Origin of the sequence: uncultured Thermosynechococcus sp., from assembly GCF_938074695.1 — a bacterium.
Lineage (GTDB): Bacteria > Cyanobacteriota > Cyanobacteriia > Thermosynechococcales > Thermosynechococcaceae > Thermosynechococcus.
The window spans coordinates 29,514-55,614 of record NZ_CALJEM010000020.1; the positions used below are offsets into that span (position 1 = coordinate 29,514).

29 protein-coding genes and 1 tRNA gene are annotated in these 26,101 nt (G+C 53.0%); 14 read left to right on the forward strand and 16 right to left on the reverse strand.

Annotated features, from left to right (window positions below; genetic code table 11):
* Positions 1-2: 2 nt before the first annotated feature.
* Entirely contained in the window at positions 3-932 is a 930-nt protein-coding gene (locus Q0683_RS02890; protein ID WP_298617922.1) for an RluA family pseudouridine synthase, read from the forward strand.
* Here Q0683_RS02890 and Q0683_RS02895 read toward each other — a convergent pair.
* Complete coding sequence (locus tag Q0683_RS02895; protein WP_298976204.1) at positions 929-1,591, reverse strand: hypothetical protein; 663 nt, start codon at positions 1,589-1,591, stop codon at positions 929-931. The genes Q0683_RS02890 and Q0683_RS02895 overlap by 4 nt on opposite strands.
* A 24-nt stretch (positions 1,592-1,615) precedes the next feature.
* Positions 1,616-1,688 (reverse strand) — tRNA-Ala (locus Q0683_RS02900).
* A 171-nt stretch (positions 1,689-1,859) separates the two neighbouring features.
* On the opposite strand from Q0683_RS02900, the gene Q0683_RS02905 reads away from it, so the two are divergent.
* Positions 1,860-3,197: a PrsW family glutamic-type intramembrane protease gene (locus Q0683_RS02905; protein ID WP_298976206.1), complete on the forward strand. Its 1,338-nt coding sequence runs from the start codon at positions 1,860-1,862 to the stop codon at positions 3,195-3,197.
* Here the strand turns inward: Q0683_RS02905 and hisH are convergent.
* Both hisH and Q0683_RS02915 read right to left on the reverse strand, forming a co-directional pair.
* Positions 3,194-3,838, reverse strand: a complete 645-nt coding sequence (gene hisH, locus Q0683_RS02910; protein WP_298614540.1) for an imidazole glycerol phosphate synthase subunit HisH — start codon at positions 3,836-3,838, stop codon at positions 3,194-3,196. The genes Q0683_RS02905 and hisH overlap by 4 nt on opposite strands.
* A 27-nt stretch (positions 3,839-3,865) precedes the next feature.
* Positions 3,866-4,477: a cation diffusion facilitator family transporter gene (locus Q0683_RS02915; RefSeq protein WP_298614524.1), complete on the reverse strand. Its 612-nt coding sequence runs from the start codon at positions 4,475-4,477 to the stop codon at positions 3,866-3,868.
* 81 nt (positions 4,478-4,558) lie between these two features.
* Here Q0683_RS02915 and fumC point away from each other — a divergent pair, with 81 nt between their 5' ends.
* Positions 4,559-5,962, forward strand: a complete 1,404-nt coding sequence (gene fumC, locus Q0683_RS02920) for a class II fumarate hydratase (protein ID WP_298614526.1) — start codon at positions 4,559-4,561, stop codon at positions 5,960-5,962.
* Here the strand turns inward: fumC and Q0683_RS02925 are convergent.
* The 4 genes from Q0683_RS02925 to psbB all read right to left on the reverse strand — a co-directional run bounded on the left by Q0683_RS02925 (position 5,890) and on the right by psbB (position 10,379).
* Positions 5,890-7,179, reverse strand: coding sequence for a dihydroorotase (locus tag Q0683_RS02925; RefSeq protein WP_298976209.1), 1,290 nt, complete (start codon positions 7,177-7,179; stop codon positions 5,890-5,892). The two genes, fumC and Q0683_RS02925, sit on opposite strands and share 73 nt — an antisense overlap.
* A gap of 3 nt (positions 7,180-7,182) precedes the next feature.
* A complete protein-coding gene (locus tag Q0683_RS02930) occupies positions 7,183-8,589 on the reverse strand; it encodes a histidine phosphatase family protein (protein WP_298617920.1) in 1,407 nt (468 codons plus the stop codon).
* A 139-nt stretch (positions 8,590-8,728) separates the two neighbouring features.
* Positions 8,729-8,827 (reverse strand): photosystem II reaction center protein T, encoded by a 99-nt coding sequence (locus Q0683_RS02935; protein ID WP_011057371.1) that lies wholly within the window; start codon positions 8,825-8,827, stop codon positions 8,729-8,731.
* A 19-nt stretch (positions 8,828-8,846) separates the two neighbouring features.
* Positions 8,847-10,379 carry a photosystem II chlorophyll-binding protein CP47 gene (gene psbB / locus Q0683_RS02940; protein WP_298976211.1) on the reverse strand — a complete coding sequence of 511 codons (1,533 nt, stop codon included), beginning with the start codon at positions 10,377-10,379 and terminating at the stop codon, positions 8,847-8,849.
* A gap of 189 nt (positions 10,380-10,568) precedes the next feature.
* Between psbB and Q0683_RS02945 the strand changes: the two genes are divergently transcribed.
* Entirely contained in the window at positions 10,569-10,895 is a 327-nt protein-coding gene (locus tag Q0683_RS02945) for a 2Fe-2S iron-sulfur cluster-binding protein (RefSeq protein ID WP_298614535.1), read from the forward strand.
* Between the two features lie 24 nt (positions 10,896-10,919).
* On the opposite strand, the gene Q0683_RS02950 is transcribed toward Q0683_RS02945, so the two are convergent.
* The 3 genes from Q0683_RS02950 to Q0683_RS02960 are packed head-to-tail and all read right to left on the reverse strand — an operon-like array spanning position 10,920 to position 13,531.
* Positions 10,920-12,056, reverse strand: coding sequence for a DUF4350 domain-containing protein (locus Q0683_RS02950; RefSeq protein WP_298614538.1), 1,137 nt, complete (start codon positions 12,054-12,056; stop codon positions 10,920-10,922).
* Positions 12,053-12,661, reverse strand: a complete 609-nt coding sequence (locus Q0683_RS02955) for a DUF4129 domain-containing protein (RefSeq protein ID WP_298976214.1) — start codon at positions 12,659-12,661, stop codon at positions 12,053-12,055. The genes Q0683_RS02950 and Q0683_RS02955 overlap by 4 nt, the downstream gene beginning before the upstream one ends.
* Positions 12,662-12,676: 15 nt before the next feature.
* Positions 12,677-13,531, reverse strand: a complete 855-nt coding sequence (locus tag Q0683_RS02960; RefSeq protein ID WP_298611703.1) for a universal stress protein — start codon at positions 13,529-13,531, stop codon at positions 12,677-12,679.
* A 278-nt stretch (positions 13,532-13,809) separates the two neighbouring features.
* Here Q0683_RS02960 and Q0683_RS02965 point away from each other — a divergent pair, with 278 nt between their 5' ends.
* The 3 genes from Q0683_RS02965 to Q0683_RS02975 are packed head-to-tail and all read left to right on the forward strand — an operon-like array spanning position 13,810 to position 15,116.
* Positions 13,810-14,331, forward strand: coding sequence for a photosystem I assembly protein Ycf3 (locus tag Q0683_RS02965; protein WP_298611706.1), 522 nt, complete (start codon positions 13,810-13,812; stop codon positions 14,329-14,331).
* Positions 14,332-14,343: 12 nt separating this feature from the next.
* The gene (gene gatC / locus Q0683_RS02970; RefSeq protein ID WP_298611709.1) at positions 14,344-14,637 is read left to right on the forward strand and encodes an Asp-tRNA(Asn)/Glu-tRNA(Gln) amidotransferase subunit GatC; all 294 of its coding nucleotides are present in this window, start codon (positions 14,344-14,346) and stop codon (positions 14,635-14,637) included.
* Positions 14,638-14,645: 8 nt separating this feature from the next.
* The gene (locus Q0683_RS02975) at positions 14,646-15,116 is read left to right on the forward strand and encodes a hypothetical protein (protein WP_298611712.1); all 471 of its coding nucleotides are present in this window, start codon (positions 14,646-14,648) and stop codon (positions 15,114-15,116) included.
* Positions 15,117-15,342: 226 nt separating this feature from the next.
* On the opposite strand, the gene folP is transcribed toward Q0683_RS02975, so the two are convergent.
* The 3 genes from folP to Q0683_RS02990 all read right to left on the reverse strand — a co-directional run bounded on the left by folP (position 15,343) and on the right by Q0683_RS02990 (position 19,184).
* A complete protein-coding gene (gene folP, locus Q0683_RS02980; protein WP_298611715.1) occupies positions 15,343-16,185 on the reverse strand; it encodes a dihydropteroate synthase in 843 nt (280 codons plus the stop codon).
* Positions 16,182-17,612 (reverse strand): MFS transporter, encoded by a 1,431-nt coding sequence (locus Q0683_RS02985; protein WP_298611718.1) that lies wholly within the window; start codon positions 17,610-17,612, stop codon positions 16,182-16,184. Before Q0683_RS02985 ends, folP begins: the two co-directional genes overlap by 4 nt.
* 93 nt (positions 17,613-17,705) lie before the next feature.
* Positions 17,706-19,184, reverse strand: coding sequence for a phosphoglucomutase/phosphomannomutase family protein (locus Q0683_RS02990; RefSeq protein ID WP_298617914.1), 1,479 nt, complete (start codon positions 19,182-19,184; stop codon positions 17,706-17,708).
* Positions 19,185-19,374: 190 nt separating this feature from the next.
* Here Q0683_RS02990 and Q0683_RS02995 point away from each other — a divergent pair, with 190 nt between their 5' ends.
* From Q0683_RS02995 to Q0683_RS03025, 7 genes are all read left to right on the forward strand, one after another.
* The gene (locus Q0683_RS02995; RefSeq protein WP_298611239.1) at positions 19,375-19,977 is read left to right on the forward strand and encodes a superoxide dismutase; all 603 of its coding nucleotides are present in this window, start codon (positions 19,375-19,377) and stop codon (positions 19,975-19,977) included.
* 195 nt (positions 19,978-20,172) lie between these two features.
* Positions 20,173-21,165 carry a CHAD domain-containing protein gene (locus Q0683_RS03000; protein ID WP_298611241.1) on the forward strand — a complete coding sequence of 331 codons (993 nt, stop codon included), beginning with the start codon at positions 20,173-20,175 and terminating at the stop codon, positions 21,163-21,165.
* Positions 21,166-21,283: 118 nt separating this feature from the next.
* Positions 21,284-21,529, forward strand: coding sequence for a ferredoxin-thioredoxin reductase variable chain (locus Q0683_RS03005; protein WP_298611243.1), 246 nt, complete (start codon positions 21,284-21,286; stop codon positions 21,527-21,529).
* 11 nt (positions 21,530-21,540) lie between these two features.
* Positions 21,541-21,780 (forward strand): hypothetical protein, encoded by a 240-nt coding sequence (locus tag Q0683_RS03010; protein ID WP_298611245.1) that lies wholly within the window; start codon positions 21,541-21,543, stop codon positions 21,778-21,780.
* Between the two features lie 206 nt (positions 21,781-21,986).
* Positions 21,987-22,934 carry a 7,8-didemethyl-8-hydroxy-5-deazariboflavin synthase subunit CofG gene (cofG, locus tag Q0683_RS03015; RefSeq protein ID WP_298976220.1) on the forward strand — a complete coding sequence of 316 codons (948 nt, stop codon included), beginning with the start codon at positions 21,987-21,989 and terminating at the stop codon, positions 22,932-22,934.
* A 140-nt stretch (positions 22,935-23,074) separates the two neighbouring features.
* Positions 23,075-23,767 carry a DUF268 domain-containing protein gene (locus Q0683_RS03020; RefSeq protein WP_298976222.1) on the forward strand — a complete coding sequence of 231 codons (693 nt, stop codon included), beginning with the start codon at positions 23,075-23,077 and terminating at the stop codon, positions 23,765-23,767.
* A gap of 35 nt (positions 23,768-23,802) precedes the next feature.
* Positions 23,803-24,513, forward strand: coding sequence for a class I SAM-dependent methyltransferase (locus Q0683_RS03025; protein WP_298976224.1), 711 nt, complete (start codon positions 23,803-23,805; stop codon positions 24,511-24,513).
* A 131-nt stretch (positions 24,514-24,644) separates the two neighbouring features.
* Here Q0683_RS03025 and rsmI read toward each other — a convergent pair whose 3' ends face one another.
* Together rsmI and cbiT are read right to left on the reverse strand one after the other, a co-directional pair.
* Entirely contained in the window at positions 24,645-25,490 is an 846-nt protein-coding gene (rsmI, locus tag Q0683_RS03030; protein ID WP_298976226.1) for a 16S rRNA (cytidine(1402)-2'-O)-methyltransferase, read from the reverse strand.
* A complete protein-coding gene (cbiT, locus tag Q0683_RS03035; RefSeq protein WP_298614384.1) occupies positions 25,490-26,092 on the reverse strand; it encodes a precorrin-6Y C5,15-methyltransferase subunit CbiT in 603 nt (200 codons plus the stop codon). Before cbiT ends, rsmI begins: the two co-directional genes overlap by 1 nt.
* Positions 26,093-26,101 lie beyond the last annotated feature (9 nt).

Genomic DNA, 26,101 nt, shown 5'->3' on the forward strand with positions numbered 1-26,101 from the left:
GAATGACGACAGCGCTGACCTTTCGGGTAGAAAAGGGGGGCGATCGCCTCGATACATTCCTTGCCCAGCAGCATTCTCAACTCTCGCGATCGCGCTGGCAGCAATTGATCCAACAAGGACATGTACGCCTCAATGGCCAAGTGTGCAATCGCAAAAATCAACCCCTCAGTGGCGGTGATGTGCTGGAGGTGGTGCTGCCTGAGCCAAAGCCGCTGGAGGTGGTTCCCGAACCCCTACCCCTAAGTATTCTCTACGAGGATGAAGAACTGCTCATCCTCAATAAACCCGTGGATTTGGTGGTTCATCCTGCTCCCGGTCATAGCCACGGTACGCTAGTTCATGGTTTATTGGCTCACTGTCCGGATTTGACGGGGATTGGGGGTGTCCAGCGGCCCGGCATTGTGCACCGCTTAGACAAAGACACCTCTGGGGTTATGGTTGTCGCCAAAACGGAGTTCGCGCTGCAACATCTACAACAACAATTGAAAACGCGACAAATGCAGCGCCACTACTTGGGGGTGGTCTATGGCCAGCCTCCCCAAGAAATGGGGACTGTAAGCACTCCAATTGGGCGTCATCCGGTGGATCGCAAAAAGATGGCAGTGGTGCCCCCGGAAAAAGGCCGCCTCGCCATTACCCACTGGCATGTGAAGGAACGGTTTCGCCACTGTGCCCTTGTGGAGTTTCGCCTTGAAACCGGTCGTACCCATCAAATTCGGGTTCATGCTGCCCACTTGGGGTGGCCGCTGTTGGGAGATCCCCTCTATGGCCGAGGTACCCCCCTGAAAGTGAAGCTTCCCGGCCAAGCCCTCCATGCCTATTACCTGCGGTTGCAGCATCCGCGGACAGGGAAAGAAGTGGTCGCGATCGCCCCCTTGCCAGAGCATCTAGAAAAATTATTGCGCATATTGCGCCAGAATACCGCTCCCTAAGGTTGCGGCAAATCAAACATCAAGAGCTTTGCCAGTAAGCCCACTGTGGCAACCAAGAGTGCCACGAGAAATCCCCATAGGCGCGCATCCGTTCCCGCTTGGCGTTTAGAGATATCCTGCAACGTCGCTTCAATGGTGGTGATCCGTTGTCCCAGTTGCGCCTCCACTCCTTTAATTTGCTGCTCTAACTTCGTTTCAAGAGCACTGATCTGCTGCTCTAACTTAAACTCAAGGGCTTTGATTTGCTGCTCCAATTTTGATTCAACAGCACTAATCCGCTGTTCAAGAATTTTGATTTGCTGCTCTAGCTTTGATTCAACAGTACTAATTCGCTGTTCAAGAGTCTTGATTTGCTGCTCTAGCTTTGATTCAACGGCACTAATCCGCTGTTCTAATCGAGACTCAACGGTCTGAATTTGCTGTTCTAATCTTGATTCCACCGCATTGATCCGCTGCTCTAGTTTTGCTTCAACGGCATGAATCTGCTGCTCTAGCTTGCCTTCAACGGCATCAATTTTTTCTTCAAGGCGTTGAAAGCGCTCAGTTGTGGTGGCAATGTGGATGTCTAGCTTTTTATCAATTTGCTGAATGCTATTCTGGATGCCTTGAATAGACTCCAGGACTTGACTCAATTCAGACTGAGCCGCTGACTCATTCATGGATTAGGGGAGGGTTCACTTCTATGGAGCTAAGCGGATTCGAACCGCTGACCCCTTCAATGCCATTGAAGTGCTCTACCAACTGAGCTATAGCCCCGAATCAGCAGATTTTTATTCTTGCGCAAAGTGCTACTTTTGTCAACTCTGTCCCCCAGAGCAAAGGCATTCAAGTTTTCCGCTCACTTCCCTTCCAGCGATCGCCCTGTTGATCAAAGGAAGTATCAAGCGCTCAGTGTATAGTGGGTGTGAGTGCTGAGCAGGTAGGACTTTGGGATTTTTGCCCTCCCCCTTGCAGTGGATTCGGGTACTAATGAATCGCGATCGCTCCCCCCTCAATTCAAGGTTGAAGTATGCAGGTGTACTGCGGCAAATTTCCCCTGAAACGGCGCAATTTTGGCTCTCCCAAGAAGATGTGACAATTATTGGCCGTGATCCTGAGACTTGCCACATTGTCCTTGACGCTCACATTTATACTTCTGTTTCCCGCCACCACGCCCAACTTACCTGTCAAAAGCGCGGCAGTATTCCTGTGTGGGCGATCGCCGACCTGGGGAGTGTCAATGGTACCTATGTCAACCAACGGCGAGTGAAGACATTAACCCCGCTCAATGCCGGCGATCACATTCAATTGGGACGCCAAGGCCCTGAATTTGTCTTAGAGTATCTGCCCCTCACCGAAGTTGTGACCACCCAGCCTGATCAACCCCTCACCCTCACCCAACTCCTGCCTATTTTTGCAATCAATCCCGACTGGGTGCACAAAGCTTATCTTTTACCCGGCATTTTTACTGTTGTTGCAGTCATCTTGCTGTTTGCCACGGCTGGTTCCCCTGAGGCCTTCAAGGTAATCTTGGCACTCTATTTGGGCAGTGCTGCCTATTACTTTATCTATCAACTTTGTGGCAAACGCAAACCTCTATGGGTGCTCCTAGGGACGTTGACCCTGGAAATTTTAATTCTCCAAAGCCCGATTTTGCCGACGATGATCTATTTCTTCCGCACAATCTTACCCGGCCAACTGCATCCGCCCCATGCCTCATTTTGGGTCTTATTCAGCCACAACTTCATTGGCGCCGGGTTAATGGAAGAGTTACTCAAGGCATTGCCAATTGCTGTGGCCTACGGGTTGGGGCGATGGCTACCGAGTCCATGGAAACAAAAGGTGGGGGTATGGGAACCCCTTGATGGCATTCTCTTGGGAGCCGCTGCCGGCCTTGGGTTTACTTGGACAGAAACCCTTGGGCAGTACGTCCCGAGTATTGCCGGTCAATTTGGTCATTTAGCCGGTCTGCAAGTGCTGATTCCACGGGTCTTGGGATCCCTCACAGGGCACATGGCCTACACGGGCTATTTGGGCTATTGTGCGGGATTGAGCGTGTTGCGCCCTCGTCGGGCACCCTTGATTTTAGCGGTTGGACTGGGTTTAGCGGCTTTTTTGCATGCCCTTTGGAATACGGCTGCTGTCCGTTTTGGGCCGATGGGACTAGCCGCGGTGGGAATTTTGGCCTATGTGTTGCTCACCGCCGCTATTTTGAAAGCGCGACAACTCTCTCCCACGCGATCGCAAAACTTTGCCACGCGCTTTTATGGTTATCGGGAGGGCTAGTGCCAAGGGGAGGGCTGCTGCACAAAAGTAACAAAATTACGCAGTACTTGCAAACCAATCTTGCCCGACTTTTCGGGGTGAAATTGACAGGCAAAGACATGGTTGTGGGCGATCGCAGCGGTTACGGTTTGCTGACCATGAGTTACCGTTGCGGCCACTAACGCTGGCTCATCGGGGGCAACAAAATAGGAGTGGACAAAATACACCCAAGGGGTGGGCGGTAAATCTTGCCAAAGGGGACAGCCAGATTGCGTTAGGATGAGCTGGTTCCAGCCCATGTGGGGTATTGTGAGGCCGGGTTCAGACTGAAAGCGTTTGACTTGGCCGGCAAAAATACTGAGGCCGGCTTCTGTTCCTTCTTCACTGCATTCAAAAAGCACTTGCAGGCCAAGGCAAATCCCCAAGAAGGGCATTCCTTGCTGAATCAGTTGGTGAAGAACCGGCACCAGCTCCCGCTCGTGGAGATGAGTCATGGCCGGGTCAAAGGCACCCACGCCGGGGAGTACCACAGCATCGGCGGCAAAAATCTCACTGGGGCGATCGCTGACCAAGGGCCTTGCCCCCACTACATCAAGGGCTTTGCTAACGGAATGCAGGTTGCCCATATCGTAGTCAATGATAGCGATCGCTGGTGCGCCCACAGGAGATGTCTCCAAAAGTCACCCCACTTATTCTACAGGGGTGTTCATCACAGCTTGCCTTGCCTCTCGCACGATGCGAATCCCTCCCCAGAGCACAAGGCTGGCGATGCCAAACCCCACAATCAAGTCAGGATAGGGAGACTGAAAGAGGGCAACCAGCCCGCCGGCGGCAATCACACTGACATTGGCAATCACGTCATTTTGGGTAAAAATCCAACTGGCACGCATGTGCACTTCCCCCCACCGATGTTTGGCAATTCGGTAAAGGCAGTAGCCATTGGCCACGAGTCCTAGGAGGGCGATCCCTATCATCCAATCGGCCTCTGGTGCACTACCTGCTATAAAGCGACGGATCACATCCCCCAAAATTAAAACTGCAAGGGTCATCTGAAACAGACCACTCAGACCTGCCGCACGGGTTTTCTGCTTTGGAGAACGCCCCACGGCATAGAGGGAAAGACCATAGACGAGAGCATCGGCCAGCATATCGAGGGAATCCGCAATCAACGCTGTGGAATGGGCAAGAATACCGCTCCCCAACTCCACCAGAAACATCCCTAAATTCACAAGAAGTACAATGCGCAGGGTTTTGCGCTCCGCTTCATTTTTTGCTTCAATATGGCAACCACAGTCGGACATTTAGTGTCCCCAAATACTTCTAGGATATTATTCGGAACCTCGCAGCTTACAGCGTCCCACTCCTTAGTTTGATGGATCTCAATGACGAGGCAAACTCGCTTAGAATACGATTCCTTGGGTGCCATTGAAGTCCCCGCAGACTGCTACTGGGGAGCACAAACGGCACGTTCGCTGAAGTATTTTCCCATTGGTGGTCTGCGGATGCCCCTAGAGGTGATCCATGCCATGGCACGGGTCAAGAAAGCAGCGGCGATCGCCAACCGCGATCTGGGGGTGTTAGCACCTGACAAAGCGGCATGGATTATTCAAGCTGCCACGGAGGTCATCGAGGGACGCTGGGATGATCAGTTTCCCCTCTCCATCTGGCAGACGGGCAGCGGTACTCAAACCAATATGAATGTCAATGAGGTGATTGCCAACCGTGCCATTGAACTGGCAGGAGGGATCAAGGGGAGCAAAACGCCAATTCACCCCAATGATCATGTGAACTGTAGCCAATCCTCCAATGACACGTTTCCAACGGCGATGCATGTGGCCGCGGTCATAAAACTGCACGAGCAACTGTTGCCCATGCTGCGACGCCTCTTAAGGGTGTTGCAGGAAAAAGTGACGGCTTTTGCGGAGATTATTAAAATTGGGCGCACCCACCTGATGGATGCAGTGCCCCTCACCCTTGGCCAAGAATTTTCTGGTTACGCCAGTCAAATTGCGGCCTGCCAAAGCCACATTGAATACGTCCTGCAACATTTATATCCTCTTGCTATTGGCGCTACAGCAGTGGGTACGGGTCTCAATGCGCCCCCCGGCTTTGGCGATCGCGTGGCCGCCGAATTGGCTCAAATGACGGGGTATCCCTTTTGTAGGGCAGAGAATCCTTTTGCCGCCCTTGCCGCCCATGATCCCTTGGTGATGCTCAGTGGTGCCTTAAAAACCTTAGCAGCAGCAATGATGAAAATGGCCAACGATATTCGCTGGTTGGCCTCTGGTCCGCGCTGTGGGATCGGGGAACTCATTTTGCCTGCCAATGAGCCGGGGTCGTCCATTATGCCGGGGAAGGTGAATCCCACCCAATGTGAAGCCCTGACAATGGTCTGTGTGCAGGTAATGGGCAATGATGCGGCGGTCGGCATTGCCGGCAGTCAAGGGAATTTTGAACTCAATGTTTTTAAGCCCCTCATCATTTACAATGTGCTGCACGCAATTGAACTTCTCAGTGACGCGGGGCAAGCTTTTACAGAGTTTTGCTTGGCGGGCATTGAACCCAATCGGGAGCAAATTCAAACTCACTTGGAGCGATCGCTCATGTTGGTGACGGCCTTGAACCCCCACATTGGCTACGACAGGGCGGCAGCAGTGGCCCAAAAGGCCTACAGGGAAGGCAAGACCCTCAAGGCAGCGGCGCTGGAATTGGGCTACCTCACGGCTGAGGAGTTTGATCGGTGGGTGCGGCCAGAGCTGATGCTGGGCGAGAAGGGCACCAGTTGACCCCGCACCGACTGCTCCCAAAATGGGGTATTACCGGCGCGCGATCGCAGGCTTTGCCGCGTCACTGTCCAACTCACAGTTGGATCAAAAAGAACAAAGTTGCGACTGTTCAGTTCGAGGCGGGGTGGCTCCACGCCCAAAATTCGTGCGGGTGCCGTACTGAGGGCATGCCAAAGTTCAAGGGCACTCAAGTATTCCTTGGCAACGAGTTCCTGCCACAGGACAGGGAGGGCTAATTCGAGACCAATGGCGCCGGGGAGCGCCTCCGCAAAGGAAACCATTTTCTCTTCATAGAGGAGAGGAGTATGGTCAATGGCGATCGCCTCAATTACCCCTGTTCTAACTCCCTCAATCAGGGCTTGGCGATCGCTGGCCGTTCCCAGAGGGGGAGCAAGGCGGAGATTCGGATCGTAACCGGCTAAATCCTCAACCGTAAAGAGCAAATGTAACCACGACACACTGGCGCTGACGTGGGCAGGCTTCTCCTTAGCTAGAATCTCCACACTGCGGGCTGTTGAGAGGCGCATGAGGTGCAGCGGCGTTGAGACCGTGCGTGCCAGTTCTAAGATTGCCAGGAGGGGAATTGTTTCACAGCAGACGGGTTGCTCCACCAATCCCAAACGAGTGGCTGCCCCACTTTGCCGCGCCACCCCATTGCCCGCTAAGGCCGGGTCAAAGGGCCAAAGAGCCACGGGTTTCCCTAGGGGCTGGAGATAGGTCAGTGCCCGCTGCACCAAGGACCAGTGGGTCAACCCTCGGTCATCGCAAAAGCCGACCACGCCACTGGCGGCCAGTTCCGCTAAATCCGTTAGTGCTGTGCCCCTACAGCCTTGGGTGAGGGCGCCCCAAACTCGTACCTGTGCCCAGGCGGTGGTGGGAATCTGCTGCTGCAGCGCTTGCCAAACAGCGGGATGATCAATGGTGGGGTCTGTGGTGGGCAAAAGGGTTAAATGCTGCACCCCACCGGCAGCTGCCGCTGCTAAGAGACTCTCTAGGGTTTCTCGCGTTTCGTAGCCCGGCTGGCCACTGTGGCTGTAGAGATCCACCAAGGGCGGCGCTAAAATCCAATTGCTGGCTGGGAGGATTTCCGCGTCAGCGGGCACCGCTTGGGGCGCGATCGCCACCAGTTGATCATTGTCTAGCAGCACATCCGCGCGCCAATCTTGGCGGTTGACGGGATCCAGCAGCCGCACCTGTTGTAACAGTCGCCACACCATCGCCTACAAGGCTCCCGCCGCGGTTCGATCCAGCACACCCCCCAAGTGGGTAGTAATATTCACTGCCTGCAAGCGTGGCAGACCTCCCATGAGGGGATAGTCAATCACCGTAACGCTGCCATTCCCCTGCTTAAAGAGCCAGAAGTTTTCAATGCCGAGGCCAAGGATGTGGCAAAGCAGAACCTTATTGGTGGCATCGTGAGCCACAACCAAGACATTGTGGGGGGTGGGGGCATGGGTTTTCCAGCGCCTAATCCATTTTTCCCATGCCCTGACCACGCGATCGCGCACCTGTTCGAGGTTTTCCCCATTGGGCATTTGCACAAGGGCAGGGGTTGTCCGCCAGCGTTGCAATTCCCCTGGATAGGCTGCCTCCACCTCTGGTTCAAACTTACCCTCCCAATCGCCATGGCTAATCTCGGCAAGGGCAGGCTCTAGATCTAGCATCACACTAGGGTGGTACTGCAAAATTGCCAAAGCGGTATCCTTAGGCCGCAGGAGCGGACTACTCAACGCATGGTGGAAGGGCACCTCCTTGAGGAACTCGGCCACCGCTGCCGCTTGGGCACGGCCCGTCTCATTGAGGGGCACATCAATTTGCCCTTGAAAGCGTCCTTGGCGATTCCAGTCCGTTTCACCATGGCGGACAAGAAAGATACGCAGCGTTTGCTCCTTAAAGCGGGGCTGGGGAAAGGGATCATGGAGATGGCTAGTGAGATTGAGGGCTTCCAGTTGCGCCGGTTGTCGCAAGCCATTGCTGAAATTTAAGACACTGATGCCGCCATTCGCCTGCTGGAGCCGCAGATAGCCCTTAACCCCCAAGCCGAGACCGGTGCAAATCAGGGCACGATTCATGCCGCTGTGGCCAACAATGAGAATCGTTTCGTTTTCGTGAGCCGCCAGCAGGGCTTCCAAAACCATGCCCGCGCGATCGTAGAGATCCAATAGCGGGAAAAATTCCTTGGTTTGGCCACTTTCCGTGGTGATTTTCATCATCAAGGTTTCTGGAGCCTCTTGCCAGCGGCGATAGTCCTCTGGGAACCGTGCCTTCACTTCGGCAAAGGGCAAATCTTCCCACGCCGGCAGGGCAATCTCCTTGAGCAAATCTAGGGCTTGGGGGGACTGGAGTTCAGGGTCTTGCAGCTGGGCATGGATGCCCTCTGCCGTCGCCTTTGCCCGTCTGAGGGGACTGGTGTAAATCTTGCGGATGGGAATGCCCCGCAGGGCGAGACCCACTTGGGCTGCCATCCAATGACCACGCTCCGTGAGGGAAGAGGCATCACTGTGACCTTGCACCCGCTCTTGAACATTAAACGTGCTTTCACCGTGGCGGACAATAATGACTCGGGTACTCAGAGCTTTCTCCTTAGCGATTGACAGACAACAAGCTTGGCCGTCCCACCGTGCCATAAAGACTGTACCAGAAACCGTGGCTTCAGGAGCCAAAGATTCAGGAGGAATCAGGGGGCATCCTCCCCCTGAAAATCAAAAAACCGATCGCAGGGGCGATCGGCAAGCATTAAAGACCTATTTGGTGATGGGTCAGAGGCTACTTCTTGGTGATCCGAGGAGGCTCACGGAAGAAGATAGCAAAGAAGAACAGCGCGATAATGCAAGCAAAGATGAAAACGTAGGTGATGGTTTCCATAGTCGTCCCCTAGGAATGATTAGACCGCTTCTTTGCGACGGGTGGTGACATCGCCCACTTTTTGGTAGTAGCCCCATTCCACTTGCTCCGGCGATAGTTCTGGATCAATCCCAGAGAAGACATCGCGGAACAGGGTGCGGGCACCATGCCAAATGTGACCAAAGAAGAAGAGCAAGGCAAAGACGGCATGGGCAAAGGTAAACCAGCCACGGGGACTGGTGCGGAAAATCCCGTCGGAGTTGAGAGTGTCTTTGTCGAATTCAAAGATCTCACCGAAGATGGCCTTACGGGCATAGCTTTTGACGGTGGGCGGATCGGTGAAAGTTTGGCCGTTCAATTCACCGCCGTAGAAGCTGACGGTAACGCCTTGTTGCTCAAAGCTATACTTCGCCTCTGCACGACGGAAGGGAATGTCGGCTTTGACAACGCCATTTTTGTCGGTGAGGATGACGGGGAAGCTCTCAAAGAAGGCGGGCATCCGACGGACAAAGAGTTCCTCTCCCTCTTTGTTGCGGAAGACCGCATGGCCTTTCCAGGCTTGGGCAATCCCATCCCCTTTATTCATGGGGCCGGTACGGAACAGGCCACCCTTAGCGGGGTTATTGCCGATGTAATCGTAGAAGGCCAGTTTCTCTGGAATTGCCGACCAAGCCTCTTCAAGAGTGGCACCACTGGCAAGGGAAGCTTGCACGCGGCGGTTAATCTCCTGTTGGAAGTAGCCACTGTCCCACTGATAGCGAGTCGGACCAAAGAGTTCAATGGGTGTGGTGGCACTGCCATACCACATCGTGCCGGCAACCACAAAGGCAGCAAAGAAGACGGCGGCAATACTACTGGAGAGTACCGTTTCGATATTCCCCATACGCAGGGCTTTGTAAAGGCGTTGGGGTGGACGCACCAAGAGGTGGAATATGCCAGCAATAATCCCGACAATGCCTGCGGCAATATGGTGAGCAACCACACCACCGGGGTTGTAGGGGTTAAAGCCATCGGGTCCCCATTCGGGGGCAACAGGTTGAACACTGCCCGTCAAGCCATAGGGGTCAGAGACCCACATCCCAGGGCCAAAGAGACCCGTCAGGTGAAAAGCACCAAAACCAAAGCAGAGTAAACCGGCAAGGAACAGGTGAATGCCAAATATTTTCGGTAAGTCGAGAGCCGGCTCACCCGTGCGAGGATCGCGGAAGAGTTCGAGATCCCAATAGACCCAGTGCCAGCAGGCTGCCAAGAACAGCAGACCCGACAGCACGATGTGGGCTAGGGCAACCCCCTCAAAGCTCCAAAAACCGGGGTCAATCCCCGTTTCGCCGGTAATACTCCAACCGCTCCAAGAGCCTGTGACCCCCAACCGCGCCATGAAGGGCAACACAAACATTCCTTGCCGCCACATTGGGTTGAGAACTGGATCACTGGGATCAAAAATAGCTAGCTCATAAAGAGCCATCGACCCTGCCCAACCGGCGACCAATGCCGTGTGCATCAGGTGGGCCGCAATCAACCGCCCTGGATCATTGATCAGGACAGTGTGGACTCGATACCAGGGTAGTCCCATTGACTACGCTCCTCCTATACAAAAATTTAGCGTTTGCATGAACAAATTTTATTAAGCAGCCGGATCACGGTAACAACCGCCTCCCTCTTAAGAGTTTAACGGCCAATTTACCCGTAACTTCAGCTACGGTTGGGCAGTTTTTCTGCCAAAATGAGAATGTATTAAGAATAGTAACTAGCGTAGGTTCCTATGGCAAGCAAAGCTGAATTTGTGGCCACAAATATTAAGTTTGTTAACGAAAACAAAGAAATTATTGCTGCCAACGGCGCGAATCTGCGCTTAAAAGCAATGGAAGCGGGAGTTGACCTCTATACCCTCAAGGGCAAGCTCTTTAATTGCGGGGGCTATGGCCAGTGTGGCACGTGCATTGTTGAGATTGTCGAGGGCATGGAAAATCTCTCCCCCCGCACGCCAGTGGAAGAGCGCAAGCTCCGTCGTAAGCCAGAGAATTATCGCTTGGCTTGCCAAACTCTTGTCTATGGATCAGTGGGTGTGAAGACAAAGCCTAAGGGCTAGACCGTGAATTCTTACTTAGGCCAATCAGGTAGCTGTTTTCAGAGCCTGCAGGACACTGGCGGCCTGCTTTAGCCAGCGGAGTAACTGAGAATCATCAACGGTGGGGATGACGCCGAGGAGGTCGTGAAGGTCTTCAGGCGATCGCCCCGTGGCTGCTTGCCACGCTTGAATGAGTTCTGCATCCTTAGGAGGAGGGTGACGATTGATAGCAAGGCCGAGTTGGCCGGCTAAATCGTAGCGGAGCCGATCTTGCAGCTGTTTCAAGACAAACTGCCGCTGCTGCGCCCGCTGAAGAACGCCTGCGAGGGCTTCAATGTAGGCGGCACTGTTACTCGAGACGGGTTCTTTTTCTAAAAAGAGTGAACCAAAGCGTTGGCTTTGTTGCCATAGCAGGAAGAAGAACAAGAGGACTAACTGCAACCCCACAGCCAACCAAGGGGTACGACTGAAGTAATCGAAGAGAGTCTGAGGTACGGTGCCCCTTGCCACATCCTCTGGCGTGCGCTGGCGATAGCCGTGGAGCCATTCATCAAAGTAAATGGTTGCCCCCGGTTTGACGACCTCCTGCAAGAGCTGAGCCACAATGGCAAAGTTGGCAAGACCCGTTTCGCCGCCATAGGCATTGGCCACTAACCAAGGATAGACGCCAAGGATGCGCTGTTCATGATTGGGGGGACTATGGGAGCGTCTAAGATAGACAATCCAACCGTAATCATCGGCAAGGAGGGGGCGATCGCCCTGCCGGACGGGAACGCGGCGGCGCGTTTCAACTAACACATTGCCTTGAGGCATGGAGAGCCGTGTCTCAAAGGGGGCGGCTGTGGGTTCCCCATGCCAGTAGAAGCGCACCAGCGTATTGCCCTGAGCCAGCCACTCCACAAGGGGCGGTGGCCAACCAATGGGACGACCACTGATTTGAAGGAGAATGTGCCCTTTGCTCTTGAGGTTGTTGAGGTTGTCATAGTTCCGCTGCCAGCGCTCCACCCGAAACCCCTGCTGCTCTAGGTAGGCATAAAATTGCTGCGTGCCCCAAGAAGAGGAATCGAAGGAGGAGCCAGCGCGGCTGCTGGGTGCCACCACCAGACTCAGGAGGCCGACCACTAACAGTACAAGGAGAGCGAGGCCAGGGAAAAATTCCTGCCGACGGTTGATCGCGATCATTGCTGGCCTCCCCGCAGGAAGGGTTCCACTTCAAAATAGGCGGCTTGACAAGTGGCTAGGGTTTCGGCGTCCACTGCCTCGGCACCATAGTAACTGCGACTGTGAACTTGAAAGAGGTGCTGGATACTCCGCCGTACGGCGGGCGATCGCTCCCCCAGTTGAAAGAGCCGCTCCAATTCCCGCAGGTAGTCGCCATTGGTGCAATGGGGCTGAAGCCGCAGCCAGCCCGCCTCCTGCAACCGATAGAGCAAAGCCATATAAAGGGCACGGCAGGCTCCCCGGTAGTCCCCCGCCAATTGTAGATTTTGGGCAAGTTCCAGCCATTCCCCCACGGCCTTGGGGCGCTCCCCAAGGGTAGAAATGAGTCTTGTTGAAGGGGAAGGCGATCGCCTTTGCCACCATCGCCACACCCTGCGCCCTAGGAAATACAGGGCGAATCCAAGGCTAACAAGGAGAACCCCCTGAAAGAACCCGCGTAGCCATGGGGAGGACTCCCCAAATGGTTCCTGCCGGCGAAAGAGTTGCAGCAAGGTGTACTCAAGGGCTTCACTCCATTGTCGCCACTGGCGATCGCCCTGCCAGCGCAGATCCTCAAAAAAGGTCACTGCCGCCAGATCCGACTACGCCTCCAATTGTCGCACAAAGAGCACGGGGCACTCGGCATAGACCCGCACATAGTCTGAAAGGGAGGTACCCAAAAGACGATCTAAGTCGGGCAAACTGCGGGCGATTGAGGGACGCCGATCTGGGGAGCCAAGAACCAGAAGATCGGCATTGGTGTCGCCAGCAATGCGGCAAATCTCTTCACCGGGTTTGCCTGTGGTCAGCACGCACTGGTACTCTACCCCCCGTTGTTTGGCCACGGTGGCAGCTTGCGCCAGAATCGGGTCTTTCTCAGCAGCAGTACTGGGGGTATCGGCATGGCCTTTAGGGTCTGGATTCACATGGGCAAGAATGAGTTTGCCGCCTTTGACCCCCTCGATGAGGCGTACCGCTAAATCCAAAGAGGCTTTGGCGGCTGCAGAATTATTGAGCGCCACCATGATGCGATTGATTTTCTTCACATAGAGGTCATCCCGTACCAGCAGCATAGGCCGAGAGGAAAGCTGGAACACATACTGGCTGACGGAGTTTTCCAAAATGGATTGCAAGCGTTTGAGTCCTCGCGAGCCCATAATGATGAGGTCGGCATTGATTTCATCGGCCACCTGTAACACGGTATCTTTGGGATCCCCTTCCCGCAGCATGGTATTGACGCTAATCACAGGGTCAAGGTGCAGGCGGGCCACAGCTTCCGCTAGGAGTTTGGCACCCGCTTGACGTTGTTCGGCCATCTCCTCGGCGGTAATTTTCGGTGGAATCACGTGCAAAACGGTGACGGCAGCCCGTTGAATCGCTGGCAACTCCATCAGCGATTTGAGCATTTGTTCGGATTGTCCAGTTCCTGAGTCTGCCAATAGAATATTTTCAATCATATTAAACTCCCAACCTCTGCTGAGCATCACGGCTCCGACGGCCACTCCAGTCCTTTTCAGGAGGGATGGCACACGCTGAAAACAGCCAAAACTGCTGTAGCACAGGAGCATCTCCCTTTTGTGTTCGCCATCTTCGTAGAAAAGGGCTGTATGACAATCTTAGGCCTGGGCTAGGGGCTTGTTGGCGAAACGCTACAAATCTTATAGGCATTGGCGAGAAGTACGCTCTCTAGTGGTGCTTTTGATACACTAGGCAAGAGATCGTTCAAGGAAGCTCTATGCCGCGATCGCAACGGAACGACAACTTCATTGACAAAACCTTTACGGTCATGGCTGACCTCATTCTTAAGATCTTGCCCACCAGTGCACAGTCAAAAACCGCCTTTGCCTATTACCGCGATGGCATGTCTGCCCAAGCAGATGGAGAATACGCCGAGGCGTTAGAAAATTACCAAGCAGCCCTTGAACTGGAAGAGGATCCCAACGATCGCAGCTATATTCTCTACAACATTGGCCTCATCCATGCCAGCAATGGCGATCATGAAAAGGCACTGGAGTATTATCACCAAGCCCTTGAACTCAATCCCCGCATGCCCCAAGCCCTCAATAACATTGCTGTGATCTACCACTATTTGGGAACACAGGCCGAAGAGCAGCAGCGCTCCGAGGAAGCGGAGCAATTCTTTGATCGCGCCGCAGAGTACTGGAAACAGGCAATTCAACTGGCTCCCAATAACTACATCGAGGCGCAAAACTGGCTGAAGACCACAGGTCGCTCCAATATTGATGTTTACTTTTAAGCAAGAATTGACATGGCAACTAAAGTGATTACGGCAGAGGACGTGCGCAAGGTGGCTCATTTAGCGCGCTTGGCCATTGATGAAAGCGAAATTGCAGCCCTGACGGAGCAATTGGATAGCATTCTGGAGTATGTGAATCAACTCAGTGCTCTAGATGTCACAGAGGTGCCGCCAACAACGCGTGCAATTGAGGTGAGCAACGTCACCCGTCCCGATCGGTTGGAGCCGTGGCCCAATCGCGAAGATTTGCTGGCGATCGCCCCCGATCGCGAGGAGGATTTCTTCCGCGTCCCCAAAATCATGTAGAGTAGGCTGTGCGGCGGCGTCAACTTCACCACCTACAACTGGACTTATTTCCTTTCCTTTCAGTCTTGGCCTGTACCCTTGGTACTTTAATCCTCCTAGTGGTGGTGATTAGTGCTAGCAGTCTGGGACGAGAACGCACCAATGTGCAAATTTTGGCACGGGAAAATGCCCAGAATAGCGAACGCACTCCGCGCTATCTAGAGTGCCGCCGCGAAGGGGTCATCCTCCATCCCCAACGAGTCCTTGTGAAGACAGCCGATCTGGCGAAGCCCACTTCGGTACTTGGCAGGTTATTGGCCAATCTCAGTCGCCGGCGGGATCGTGAGTACATTATTATTGCCGTGCGCCCCGATGGCTTTGAGTGCTTTGAGGAAGTGCGCCATCAGGCAGAACAGGCAGGGGTAGCTCTAGGCTATGAACCCTTCAATGCGGAGTGGGAACTCTGTGTGCCTGCGCCGGGGCGCAGCAATTGCCCCTAAGAGTATATTTCCAATATGGGCACCGGTGTAGCTGCGGGGTTGGCACAGTTACCGATTGCCAGTGCTGTTCCAGCTAGCACAATTACCGGTGGGCTGGGCATTGACAGTGGCTTTTAGTTGGGGCAGCAACGCCGCGAACAGATCCCTCTGGGTCTGAGTCCCTCTCTGGAGGAGATTACAAGTCTTTTTCTCATCGCAATCGGTGCCTTCACTGGTTTGAATCCCCCTAGGGCGATCGCCAAAGCAGGTCAGCCATCCGACACACCTGCGCCATAGCCGCCACATCATGGACGCGCACCATATCTACTCCTTGGGCCACAGCATGGCAGCAGACGGCTGCGGTACCCCACACGCGATCTTTAGGATGGGGTAGATTCAGGACATCGCCAATAAAGCGTTTGCGCGACGGGCCAATTAAAAGGGGATAGCCAAGGTCTCGAAACCGATGTAGCTCCCTCAGCAGTGTGAGGTTCTGGGGCGTGGTCTTAGCAAAGCCAATGCCGGGATCAATCATCAAGTGTTCTGGAGCAATGCCACTGGCGATCGCCCGCTGGGTTTGTTCTTGAAAATAGCGGAGTAAGTCGCCAATTAAATCGTCATAGTCGGTCAATTGCTGCATAGTCGCTGGGGTTCCCCGCCGATGCATGAGAATGTAGGGCACCCCCAATGCAGCGACCGTCGCAAACATCTCGGCATCCGCTTGCCCCCCTGAGACATCGTTGACAATGTTGGCCCCTGCTTCCACCGCTGCCCGGGCAACCAGCGCATGGGTCGTGTCAATGGAGATGGGAATCGGGGACTGCTGACGGATGCCCTCAATGACAGGCACCACCCGCGCCAACTCCGCACTAATGGGAACTTCACTGGCGCCAGGACGGGTGGACTCACCGCCCACATCAATGACATCAGCGCCGGCGGCCACCATTTCTAAGGCATGGGCAATGGCACTGGCGGGATTAAAAAAATCCCCACCGTCGCTAAAACTATCGGGGGTGATATTCAAGATGCCCATGATGTAGGTGCGCTCTCCCCAAATGAGGGCGCGATCGCCCACGTACCAGCCTTTCATGCACCAGTTTCTCCTTGTCGTTTCGCCTGCAGTCGGAAAAGAATTTCCTGGTGGACCGGTTGAGTAATGGGATAGAGGTAAGCCAAGACCATGCCAAGGATGAGAAAAAAGGTCGGCAGCGGTCCAATGGCAATGCGGATGGCCAAAAGTGCCGAGGCAGGCTGAATAGGTCGCGGTTCACCGCCAATAGTGGGGAGATACCCTGCCCACTGTAGCGCCTGACCCACAAGAAACAGCGCCAGGGCAAGACCCACTTTTTGTAACAGTACCATAAAGCCATAGAAGATACCTTCCCGCCGCTGGCCGCTGTTGAGTTCGTCCAGATCAATGACATCGGGGAGCATTGACCAGGGGACAAGATAGGCCGTTGAAACCCCAAACCCCGCCAGAATTGCGCAGACATAGACCAGTGCTGTCTGCCCCGGCTGTAGCAAAAACAGCCCTGCCTGAGCAATGATCCACAATGTCATACCCATGGAATAGACGGCCTTCTTGCCTAGGCGGCGACTCACTGCACTCCAAACAAAGAGCATCCCCATTGCCGTAGATTGAACCACAAGTGCCACCTGCGTATATTCAGCGGGAGACATTTGCAACCAATCGCCAATAAAAAAGGGAATCAGGGAAGCTGTAATTTGCACTGCTAACCAAGAGCAGAGGTAAATCCCCATGACCAGCAAGAAGGGACGATTGTGAAAGACTAAGCGCAATTGCGTTCTCAGGGGTAAGCGGCTTTGGCAACGGCTAGGGGTATGCTGTTCAAACTCGCGCACGCGCTGTTGGGTTCCCCACACACACCAGTAAATAGGGAGTACCGAGAATGCCGCGGCAATCCCCCCGAGGACAATATATTGGGTTGGTGGCTCCTGAATGACTTGGAAGAGAAGTTGTGCCAGCAGTAACGCACCAATGCTGCCCCCAATGGAAAAGGCAAAGCGAAAACTATTGAGACTGGTGCGTTCGTTGTAGTCCTCAGTGAGTTCTGCTGTCAGGGCACTGTAGGGCAGGTTCACAGCAGTATAAAACGTGTTAAACAGGATGCCCATGATGGTGTAATAGGCAAACAGGAGCGTTTGATCCGTTGTCGGTACCCACCAGTTCAAGAAAAAACAGACGCCAAAAGGAATGGCTGCTGAGATCATCCAGATGTGGCGGCGTCCCCACCTACCCCTGGGGGTGCGATCGCTCAAGTAGCCGATGATTGGGTCGTTGATGGCATCCCAGATTTTGCCGATCATCAGCACGCTTCCTGCGAGGCCGGCACTGAGTCCAGCCACGTTTGTCAGGAACACCATCAAGAAAAACACCTGCAAGTTGGCGGTAATAGCAGTTCCAAGATCGCCGGCACCGAAGGCCAGTTTAGTCCAAAAGGGGAGGGGGGCACGGACACTGGCGGCGGAACTTTCGCTGGAGGGATCTGCTGACATTAGGATTTTTCCACTATTGGGAGATGAGGATTGGGATTCTTTTTGAGCGTGCTTTCCATAGTTGTTGCTAAGCAACCCGCCGGGGTAGAGGCACTAACTAACCACTGAAACTGCCCATTGACTTGCCCATTCTAAAATGCGGTGCACCTCTTCAGGGGTTCTCCCCTGGCAGTAGAGGCGGAGCAGGGGTTCAGTGCCACTAAAGCGAATCAGCAACCAACTGCCATTGGCGAGATGAAATTTGTAGCCGTCAACAGTGTCCCAATGGCTGACGGGCATATCCAAAATCTGGGTGAAGGGATGCTCGGCGAGTGTCGTCGCAAGTTTTTGCCGCTGCGCCGAGGAGGCAAGGGTGAGATCAAGGCGATCATAGACACTGTAAAAGTTTGTCATTTTCTGCAAGTGCTGATAGTATTCCCCTACGCTCAACCCCGAGGTTACCAAGGCTTGCAGGAGGTACAGAGCTGAAAGGAATGCATCCCGTTCAGGAATATGGTGGCCATAGCCAATCCCACCGGATTCTTCTCCCCCTAAGAGGATGGTTTCTCCAGCAAGCATGCGATCGCCAATGTACTTGAAGCCAATGGGCGTTTCAATTACAGGCAACCCATGGTGAGCGGCCACCCGCGCCACCAGATCCGAACTGCTAATGGATTTGATCACGGCTCCTCGGTAGGGACTGTGCTGTGCCAGATGATCAATCAAAATGGGAATGATTTCTTGGGCAGTGTACAGCACCCCCTCGCCATCAATCACCGCCAAGCGATCGGCATCGCCGTCGAAAACTAGGCAGACAGTGGGAATTGTGCTCTGTTGTTGCCGCAGTTGCTCTTGGGTTGCGGCTAAATACCGGCCAATCGGTTCAGGGGCACCGCCGCCAAAGAGAGGGTCGCGATCGCGCCGCAATTCCTGTATCGGGACTTCCAATAACCGCTCTAGTCCCCCTGCGGCCACCCCATGCATGACATCAGCACACACCTGCAGCTTGCCCGTGGCGATCGCCTCCCGAAGTGGCGCCAGATCAACATGACTGCGCAAAGCTGCACAATAGCTCGGCCAGGGATCAAAGACTTGATAGTCCGTTTTTGCTTCACGCACCAATGGTGGGTCTCCCTGAGCCAACTGTGCTTCGATAGTTTGGGTGACGGTTGTTGGGACTGAACCGCCAAAGGCGCCCTTCACTTTGAGTCCTGCATAGATAGCGGGATTGTGACTTGCCGTAATCACTAAGCCACCAATTGCTCCCGCTGCTTTGACTGCCCAGCTAAAGGCGGGGGTGGGTGCTGCACAACTAGAAAGCCACACCTCGTAGCCTTGGCTGATCAGTAGTTGGGCAACGGCTGCCGCAAACTGTTCCGCCAAAAATCGGCGATCGTAGCCCACAATGATTCGAGGTTCTGCGTCCTTGCCATAGGTGTGATGGAGCACTGCCGCCGCTGCCTTCGCAGCTCGTAGCAAACGGTTAAAGGTAAATTCGGCACCAATAATGCCCCGCCAACCATCCGTACCAAAACGAATGGGGGCATCCTCAGGAATCAAAACCTGATCTAGGCGAAGGACGGAATCAACCATAGAGCGCAAAACTCAAAACCCCTCTGAACATATCATGCAGTTGTGCAGCCCTTTTCCGAAGTGGAAATGAGGGTGATATAATTATTGCGAATTGTTAATTAGGCGATGGGCACTGCTGCTAAGTGCCTTTTGGAATAATTGACCTCTAGTCGCCTAGACCTGCATCACCTTTAGAGAGGTATAGAACACTATGGCATTTGTACAAGAACCCCTTCCCTTTGATCCGGGTGCCCTTGAACCCTATGGGATGTCTGCGAAAACTTTAGAATTTCACTATGGCAAGCACCATAAAGCCTACGTGGACAACCTCAATAAACTTACCCAAGATACCGAACTGGCTGACAAATCCCTTGAAGATGTTATTCGCATAACCTATGGCGATGCAGCCAAAGTGGGCATTTTCAACAATGCCGCGCAAGTGTGGAATCACACCTTCTTCTGGAATAGCCTCAAGCCCGGTGGTGGTGGTGCCCCCACGGGAGATGTAGCGGCTCGCATCAACAGTGCTTTTGGTAGCTATGACGAGTTCAAGTCCCAGTTCAAAAATGCGGCTGCTACTCAATTTGGCAGCGGCTGGGCTTGGTTGGTGCTCGAAGCTGGTACGCTGAAAGTCACCAAAACCCCCAATGCGGAAAATCCACTGGTTCATGGTCAAGTGCCTCTGCTGACCCTTGACGTGTGGGAGCACGCCTATTATCTCGACTACCAAAACCGTCGTCCCGACTTCATTGATAACTTCCTCAACCAACTGGTGAATTGGGACTTTGTTGCCAAAAATCTAGCGGCTGCCTAAGATTTCTCACCTTAATTTGCTACTACTGTATGACTCCACTAATCCCCGTTCTCCTTGAGCGGGGTTTTTGTTGCCAAATCGTGAGTCAGCCACAGCCCTCCAACATGGTTAAGTTAAAATTAAGATAAGAGTAAGTTTGGTTAATCAACGTTAATTTAGTAGTGGTATTTCTTTGGGCGCTGAGCAGGGGGGCTGATGGAAACCCTAGGGCATGTCGCGTACGCCGCTTTTGAAAAGTACTACCGCAAAATTAGCAAACATGAGCCGGGGGTGATTCGCGATCGCGATGTTGAGGCAATTCACCAGATGCGGGTGGGTCTGCGTCGCCTGCGAACGGCTCTGGAAGTGTTTTGCAACACAGTGCGGTTGCCCAAGGGGGTGTCAATTCAGCGGGTGCGCTCGATCGCGGGCAGTCTCAGTCCCGTGCGGGATTTAGATGTCATGATGCTGGCGCTCAAGGAGCAGTATTACCCTCATCTGCCTCGCCCTGAGCAACAACAACTGGCAAAACTAATTAAGAAACTTGAAAAACAACGCACAGAACTGCTGCAAAAAGCCCTCCAACTGCTGCGGAGCGATCGCTATCGCAAATTGCAACAGGGGCTAGAAGAATGGCTAGCTGCTCCTCAATATCGTGAGGTTGCCAACTTACCAACGGAACTGATTGCGCCAGATATTTTATTGCCTCTGGTGTGTCAACTGCTGCTGCATCCGGGGTGGCAAGTGGCGATTGAATGGCAGGGCGATCGCCCCGTCTTCCTTGCGGTTAGTAACCCGCCCCAGTGGCTGCAAACAGCAGGTGAAGATCTCCACGATCTCCGCAAGCAAACTAAGCGAGTCCGCTATCAGATGGAACTCTTTAGCAGTGTCTATGGAGATGCCTTCGCTAAACAGGTGGATGCCTTTGCTCAGTTGCAAGAACTCTTAGGTACACTTCACGATGGCGTTGTCCTCCATGATTTTTTCCGTACCCAACTCGGACTTAACCTCCGCCAAGCCTCTCCTTGCCTTGCAGAAATGATTGCCCTTGAGCAGACACGCCAGTGGCAAACTTGGCGCTGTGTCCAGCAGGAATACCTCAGCCCCGAAAAACGCCATCAAGTGCGCTCCTTGCTGCTGATGCCAGTAATGACTATAAGCGGCAATGGCAACTCCCTCGGTCATCAGATCATCGGCTCTTCCAACTAACGGGATGCGCTCGCGATGGTAACAAATACTTTTCAATTGTCCTAGGGCGATCGCCCTTGGCGATCCGTATGCGACGATAAAAACAAAACCCCTGCCAGTCGAGGAGAACAACAAACGAATGAGCGTCATGGAACAACAAACCTTAAGTGTTGGTCTGCGGGTGCGCGTCAAGACCCCCACCGTGGTCTATCACCATCCTGAGCATCGTAACGAACCCTTTGACCTTCAGGGAATGGAAGGAGAAGTTTGCGCCATCCTCAACGACTGGCAAGGTCGTCCCATTAGCCCCAACTACCCAATTCAGGTGCGCTTTAGTCCCAAATTTATTGCCCATTTTCACCCCGACGAACTGGAAGTGATTTAGGTACGCTGTGTATGCCTCCCCGTTGGCCCCGTAAGCCCGATCGCCGTGATCCGCGCTATCGCCGCCTAGACGATCGCATGAATTTTGCCGTCCATGTTGCCCTTTTTGCTGCTTTTAATTCCGGTGGCTGGTTTTGGCATCAACTGCAACCCACGGCAGTGCCCTTTATGCCGACGGTAACGCTTATGTGGTTAACGTTGTTGGCAGGTCATGCCCTCTACGTCTTCGCGATCGCTCGTTATGCCGACTGAAACCAAGATCTTCTCCCTCGGCCATGGCTGTAACAACTGAAGGTAATCATCAAATGCGCGATTAAATTATCTGTTAACCATTTTATTTTTGATTTAATCCAGACATTCGGATTGATGGTAACCCTAACAATGGTGACTGTCGCCTCGGCAATAACCGTCTTGAACGCACTGGCCCTGAGATGAGGTCACTCTTTTGCTAGTCTGCTATGGGCGATCGCACAGTAACCTACAGTCCAGCCTTTACCCTTGTCCCCACCTACGAGTGCTTTAACCGCTGCACCTACTGTAACTTTCGCCGCGATATTGGCAGCAGCGGTTGGTTGAGTGTAGAGGCAGCAGCCAAACAACTTGCTTCTCTTGACCCCAAGCACGTGCGCGAAATCCTCATTCTCAGTGGTGAAGTTGCCCCCAACAGTCCTCAACGCTCCCAATGGTTGGAGCGTCTTTACGAGCTAGCCGCCTTAGCGTTGGATTATGGATTTTTGCCCCACACCAATGCCGGTCCCCTCAGTGGAGTAGAAATGGCCACTCTTAAGGCGGTGAATGCTTCGATGGGACTCATGCTAGAGCAATTGACCCCAAAACTATTGCACACTGTCCATCGCCATGCCCCCAGCAAAGACCCCCAACTGCGCTTGAGGCAACTGGAACAGGCAGGGGAACTAGGCATTCCCTTCACCACGGGGTTGCTCTTGGGGATTGGCGAAGAACCACAGGACTGGGCAGAGACCCTCACTGCGATTGCTGAGTGCCATCGGCGTTGGGGACACATTCAGGAGGTTATTCTGCAACCCCACAGTCCCGGCCAGCAACAGGACGCAGCGTTGCCCCCCTTTGATCTGTGGCAATTACCGAACGTGGTACGGTTAGCGCGATCGCTCTTGCCCGAGGAGATTACCATTCAAATTCCGGCAAATCTCGTCACAGATCCAGAGGTCTTGCGGACGTGCCTAGAAGCCGGTGCTCGCGACTTGGGGGGCATCGTCCCCTTGGATCATGTCAATCCAGACTATCCCCATAGGGACATTGACCAACTGAAAACTCAGCTCCAGACTTGGGGATGGGAACTCGTTCCCCGATTGCCGATTTACCCTCAATTTTTGGATTGGCTCCCGCCTGTTTTAAGGAAAAGAGTTCCTCCGGACTATTGCTGAAACGGCCAGTCATTATGTAATATCATAACCTATTGTTTTTGCAAATAGAAGTGAGATTGGCAGTGCTAAGTCCTAATTGGTTGTTACTGCAACTGGGAATTCATATCAACCTATTGCAGCTGGTTAAGGGTTTAATAAGCATGCCTCGCTACCTTAAGGATTTAATCCAATTCAAAAAAAACTATCGAGGCTCCCTGGGACTGCTCCCCTGCCTACATGATTGGTATGAGGAAGCAGGAGTAGCAAAGGGAGAGTACTTTTGGCAAGATTTGTACGTTGCTCAAGAGATTTTTAAAAATCATCCACTGCGACATGTTGATATTGGCTCTCGAATAGACGGTTTTATTGCTCATGTTGCTAGCTTTAGAGAAGTTGAAGTTTTTGACATTAGACCTCTTAAATCCTCTATTCCAAATGTTGTTTTTCGTCAGGTAGATCTGATGAATCCAAATTTTTCTTTGAGTAATTATTGCGATTCTCTCTCGTGTCTGCATGCTTTAGAGCACTTTGGTCTTGGGCGCTATGGTGATCCCATAAATCCAGAAGGACATCTAGTTGGCCTGCAAAAAATGGCGGAACTACTTCAGCCAAAAGGATTATTTTACCTTTCTGTACCAATTGGTAGAGAAAAGGTTGAGTTTAATGGGCATAGAATTATTGACCCTATGTATCTTTTAGAATTGACTACCAATCTGGGCTTGATTTTAGAGAAATTTGCCTATGTGGATCGAAATGATACATTAGTAGAATCCACAAAGCCAAATCATGACATAGAGCAACTATCCAGATTGCGTTACTCTCTTGGCATCTTCACATTTATTAAGCAAGCATAAACAATCTAGATCATCAGTTAGGGAGTCAAAAAATAATGTTTTCTCAATTACTTTCTTCGCTATTTGGCAGCAAAAATGAAACTGGCCGCAGCAAGTGGCTGGAACAAAAGTTACGCTCTATTCCACCCGGATTGAGAATCCTGGATGCCGGAGCCGGCGAACTGAGGAATAAACACCTGTGTGAGCATCTCATCTACGTTTCTCAGGACTTTTGCCAGTACGATGGTCAAGGAAATAAGGAAGGTCTGCAGGTGGGAAATTGGGACACTAGCAAAGTTGATCTTGTTTGTGACATTACAGAGATTCCAGAGCCTGATGCCTCTTTTGATGTGATCCTTTGTAGTGAAGTATTCGAGCACATTCCCGATCCCCTCAAAGCTCTAGAAGAGTTTTCCCGATTACTGAAAACAGGGGGCAAATTAATTCTCACCGCCCCCTTCGCATCTCTAGTGCATTTTGCGCCCTACCACTATGCGACTGGATTTAGTCGGTATTGGTATGAATATCACCTGCCACGATATGGTTTTAAGATTGAGGAGTTGGCACCCAATGGTGATTGGTTTGCCTATCTTGAGCAAGAGCTTATGAGATTGCCTCAAATGGCACGAAAGTATGGAGACTGGAGTTGGCCAATTTCCTACCTTGTCTCTCTTGTTGGTAGCCTTTACTTCTTATTACGGGGGAAACAGCCAAAAGCTTCCGATCTTGCCTGTTTTGGCTGGCACTGTTTGGCTATAAGATGCTGATTTTACCTTTCCAAAGTCTTAACTGTATGATTAGGAGTGAGCTGCCCAAGAAATTACAAACCCTCGTTTGAGGGAGGGGGATTGTCTTGGATGCCGTTGAGGCCAATCAAAACTAGCTTGTTTCCTTTCTCTTAACTTTCTCTGTGCCGTAACTCCAATCCTAGTTTGTAGATATGGCGGCGTGGCAAGCCAGTAAGAGTTGCTATCTGGCTGCTAGCCTGAGTAAGAGAAAAGCCTTGCGCCAGTAGAGCACTTAGTTCTTCTTTGAGAGCTTCCCAATCTACGGCTGAAGAGGAGGAAGCAGCTCCCCCTATCACCAGGGTGTACTCGCCTCGGGGAGGATGGTTAGCGAGATGGGCACAAGCAGTAGCCAACGTGCCGCGCCAAAACTCCTCATGGTATTTGGTGAGTTCACGAGCGAGGACGAGGGGGCGATCGCTCCCCAAGGTCTGACATAGCTCTGTTACCGTTTGCACCAAGCGATGGGGGGCTTCGTAGAGAAGAATCGTGCGAGTTTCCTGTTGTAATGCCGCCAGTCGCTGCTGGCGATCGCGCCCCTTGGGAGGCAAAAAGCCTTCAAAGCAAAAGCGATTCATGGGTAATCCTGAGGCCATCAAGGCCGTCAAGGCAGCGTTTGGGCCGGGAATTGGGGTCACCGGAATAGCTGCGGCAATACAGGCAGTAATTAATTCATAGCCGGGATCGGACACCCCCGGTAAGCCTGCATCACTGACTAGGGCAATCTGCTGACCTGCTTCTAGGCGCTGAAGCAGTTGGGGCACACGCTGCCGAGTATTGTGCTCATGGAGGCTAATTTGTGGTGTGGTAATGCCAAAGTGCTGTAAGAGGCGACCAGTGTGGCGCGTATCCTCCGCAGCAATCAGATCCACCTCCTTGAGAATACGTAGGGCACGAGCAGTCATGTCCTCCAGATTACCGATGGGGGTACCCACCACCCACAATTGTCCAATGCCCATTAGGAAATTTTTTCGCCACTGAGAATAAAGATCGGTTCCACCGCTGCAAAAATTTGGTGTCCCCCCCGTGTTTCCAGACGATTGATCACCGACTGCACCACCTCTAGACTGCGGGCTTGGACTGTCGCGAAGCCTTCAGAGAGGGCATAGAGATTTTCCAAACTGCTGGCGATCGCCACCAAACGGCCACCGGGCGCAAGATACTCCCAAGCTCGGAGTAAAACTTCTTTAATCGGGCGTCCTCCTTCAAGGCAAATGCGCTGTGGTGTACCGCGTAACTGAGGAAAGCAATCTGGCGCCGAACCGGCAACAATCTGGACATTTTTGACGCCAAAGCGATCGCAATTGCGCTGAATGAGATCAACCACTTCCTCGTCTCGTTCAATGGCAATCACCTTTCCCCGCTTCGCCAAGCGTGCTGCTTCAACAGCAATTGTCCCTGTGCCTGCCCCCACATCCCAAAGGCAGGAGTCCGGCTCAAGCCGCAAATAGGAAAGCATCAATAACCGCGTTTCCCGTTGGGTGAGGGGAATACCTGGTAATCGCTCAAACAGACCATCGGGGATACCCGGAGTAACAAATGGCCAAGGATCCGCCGTCATGGAAACTGC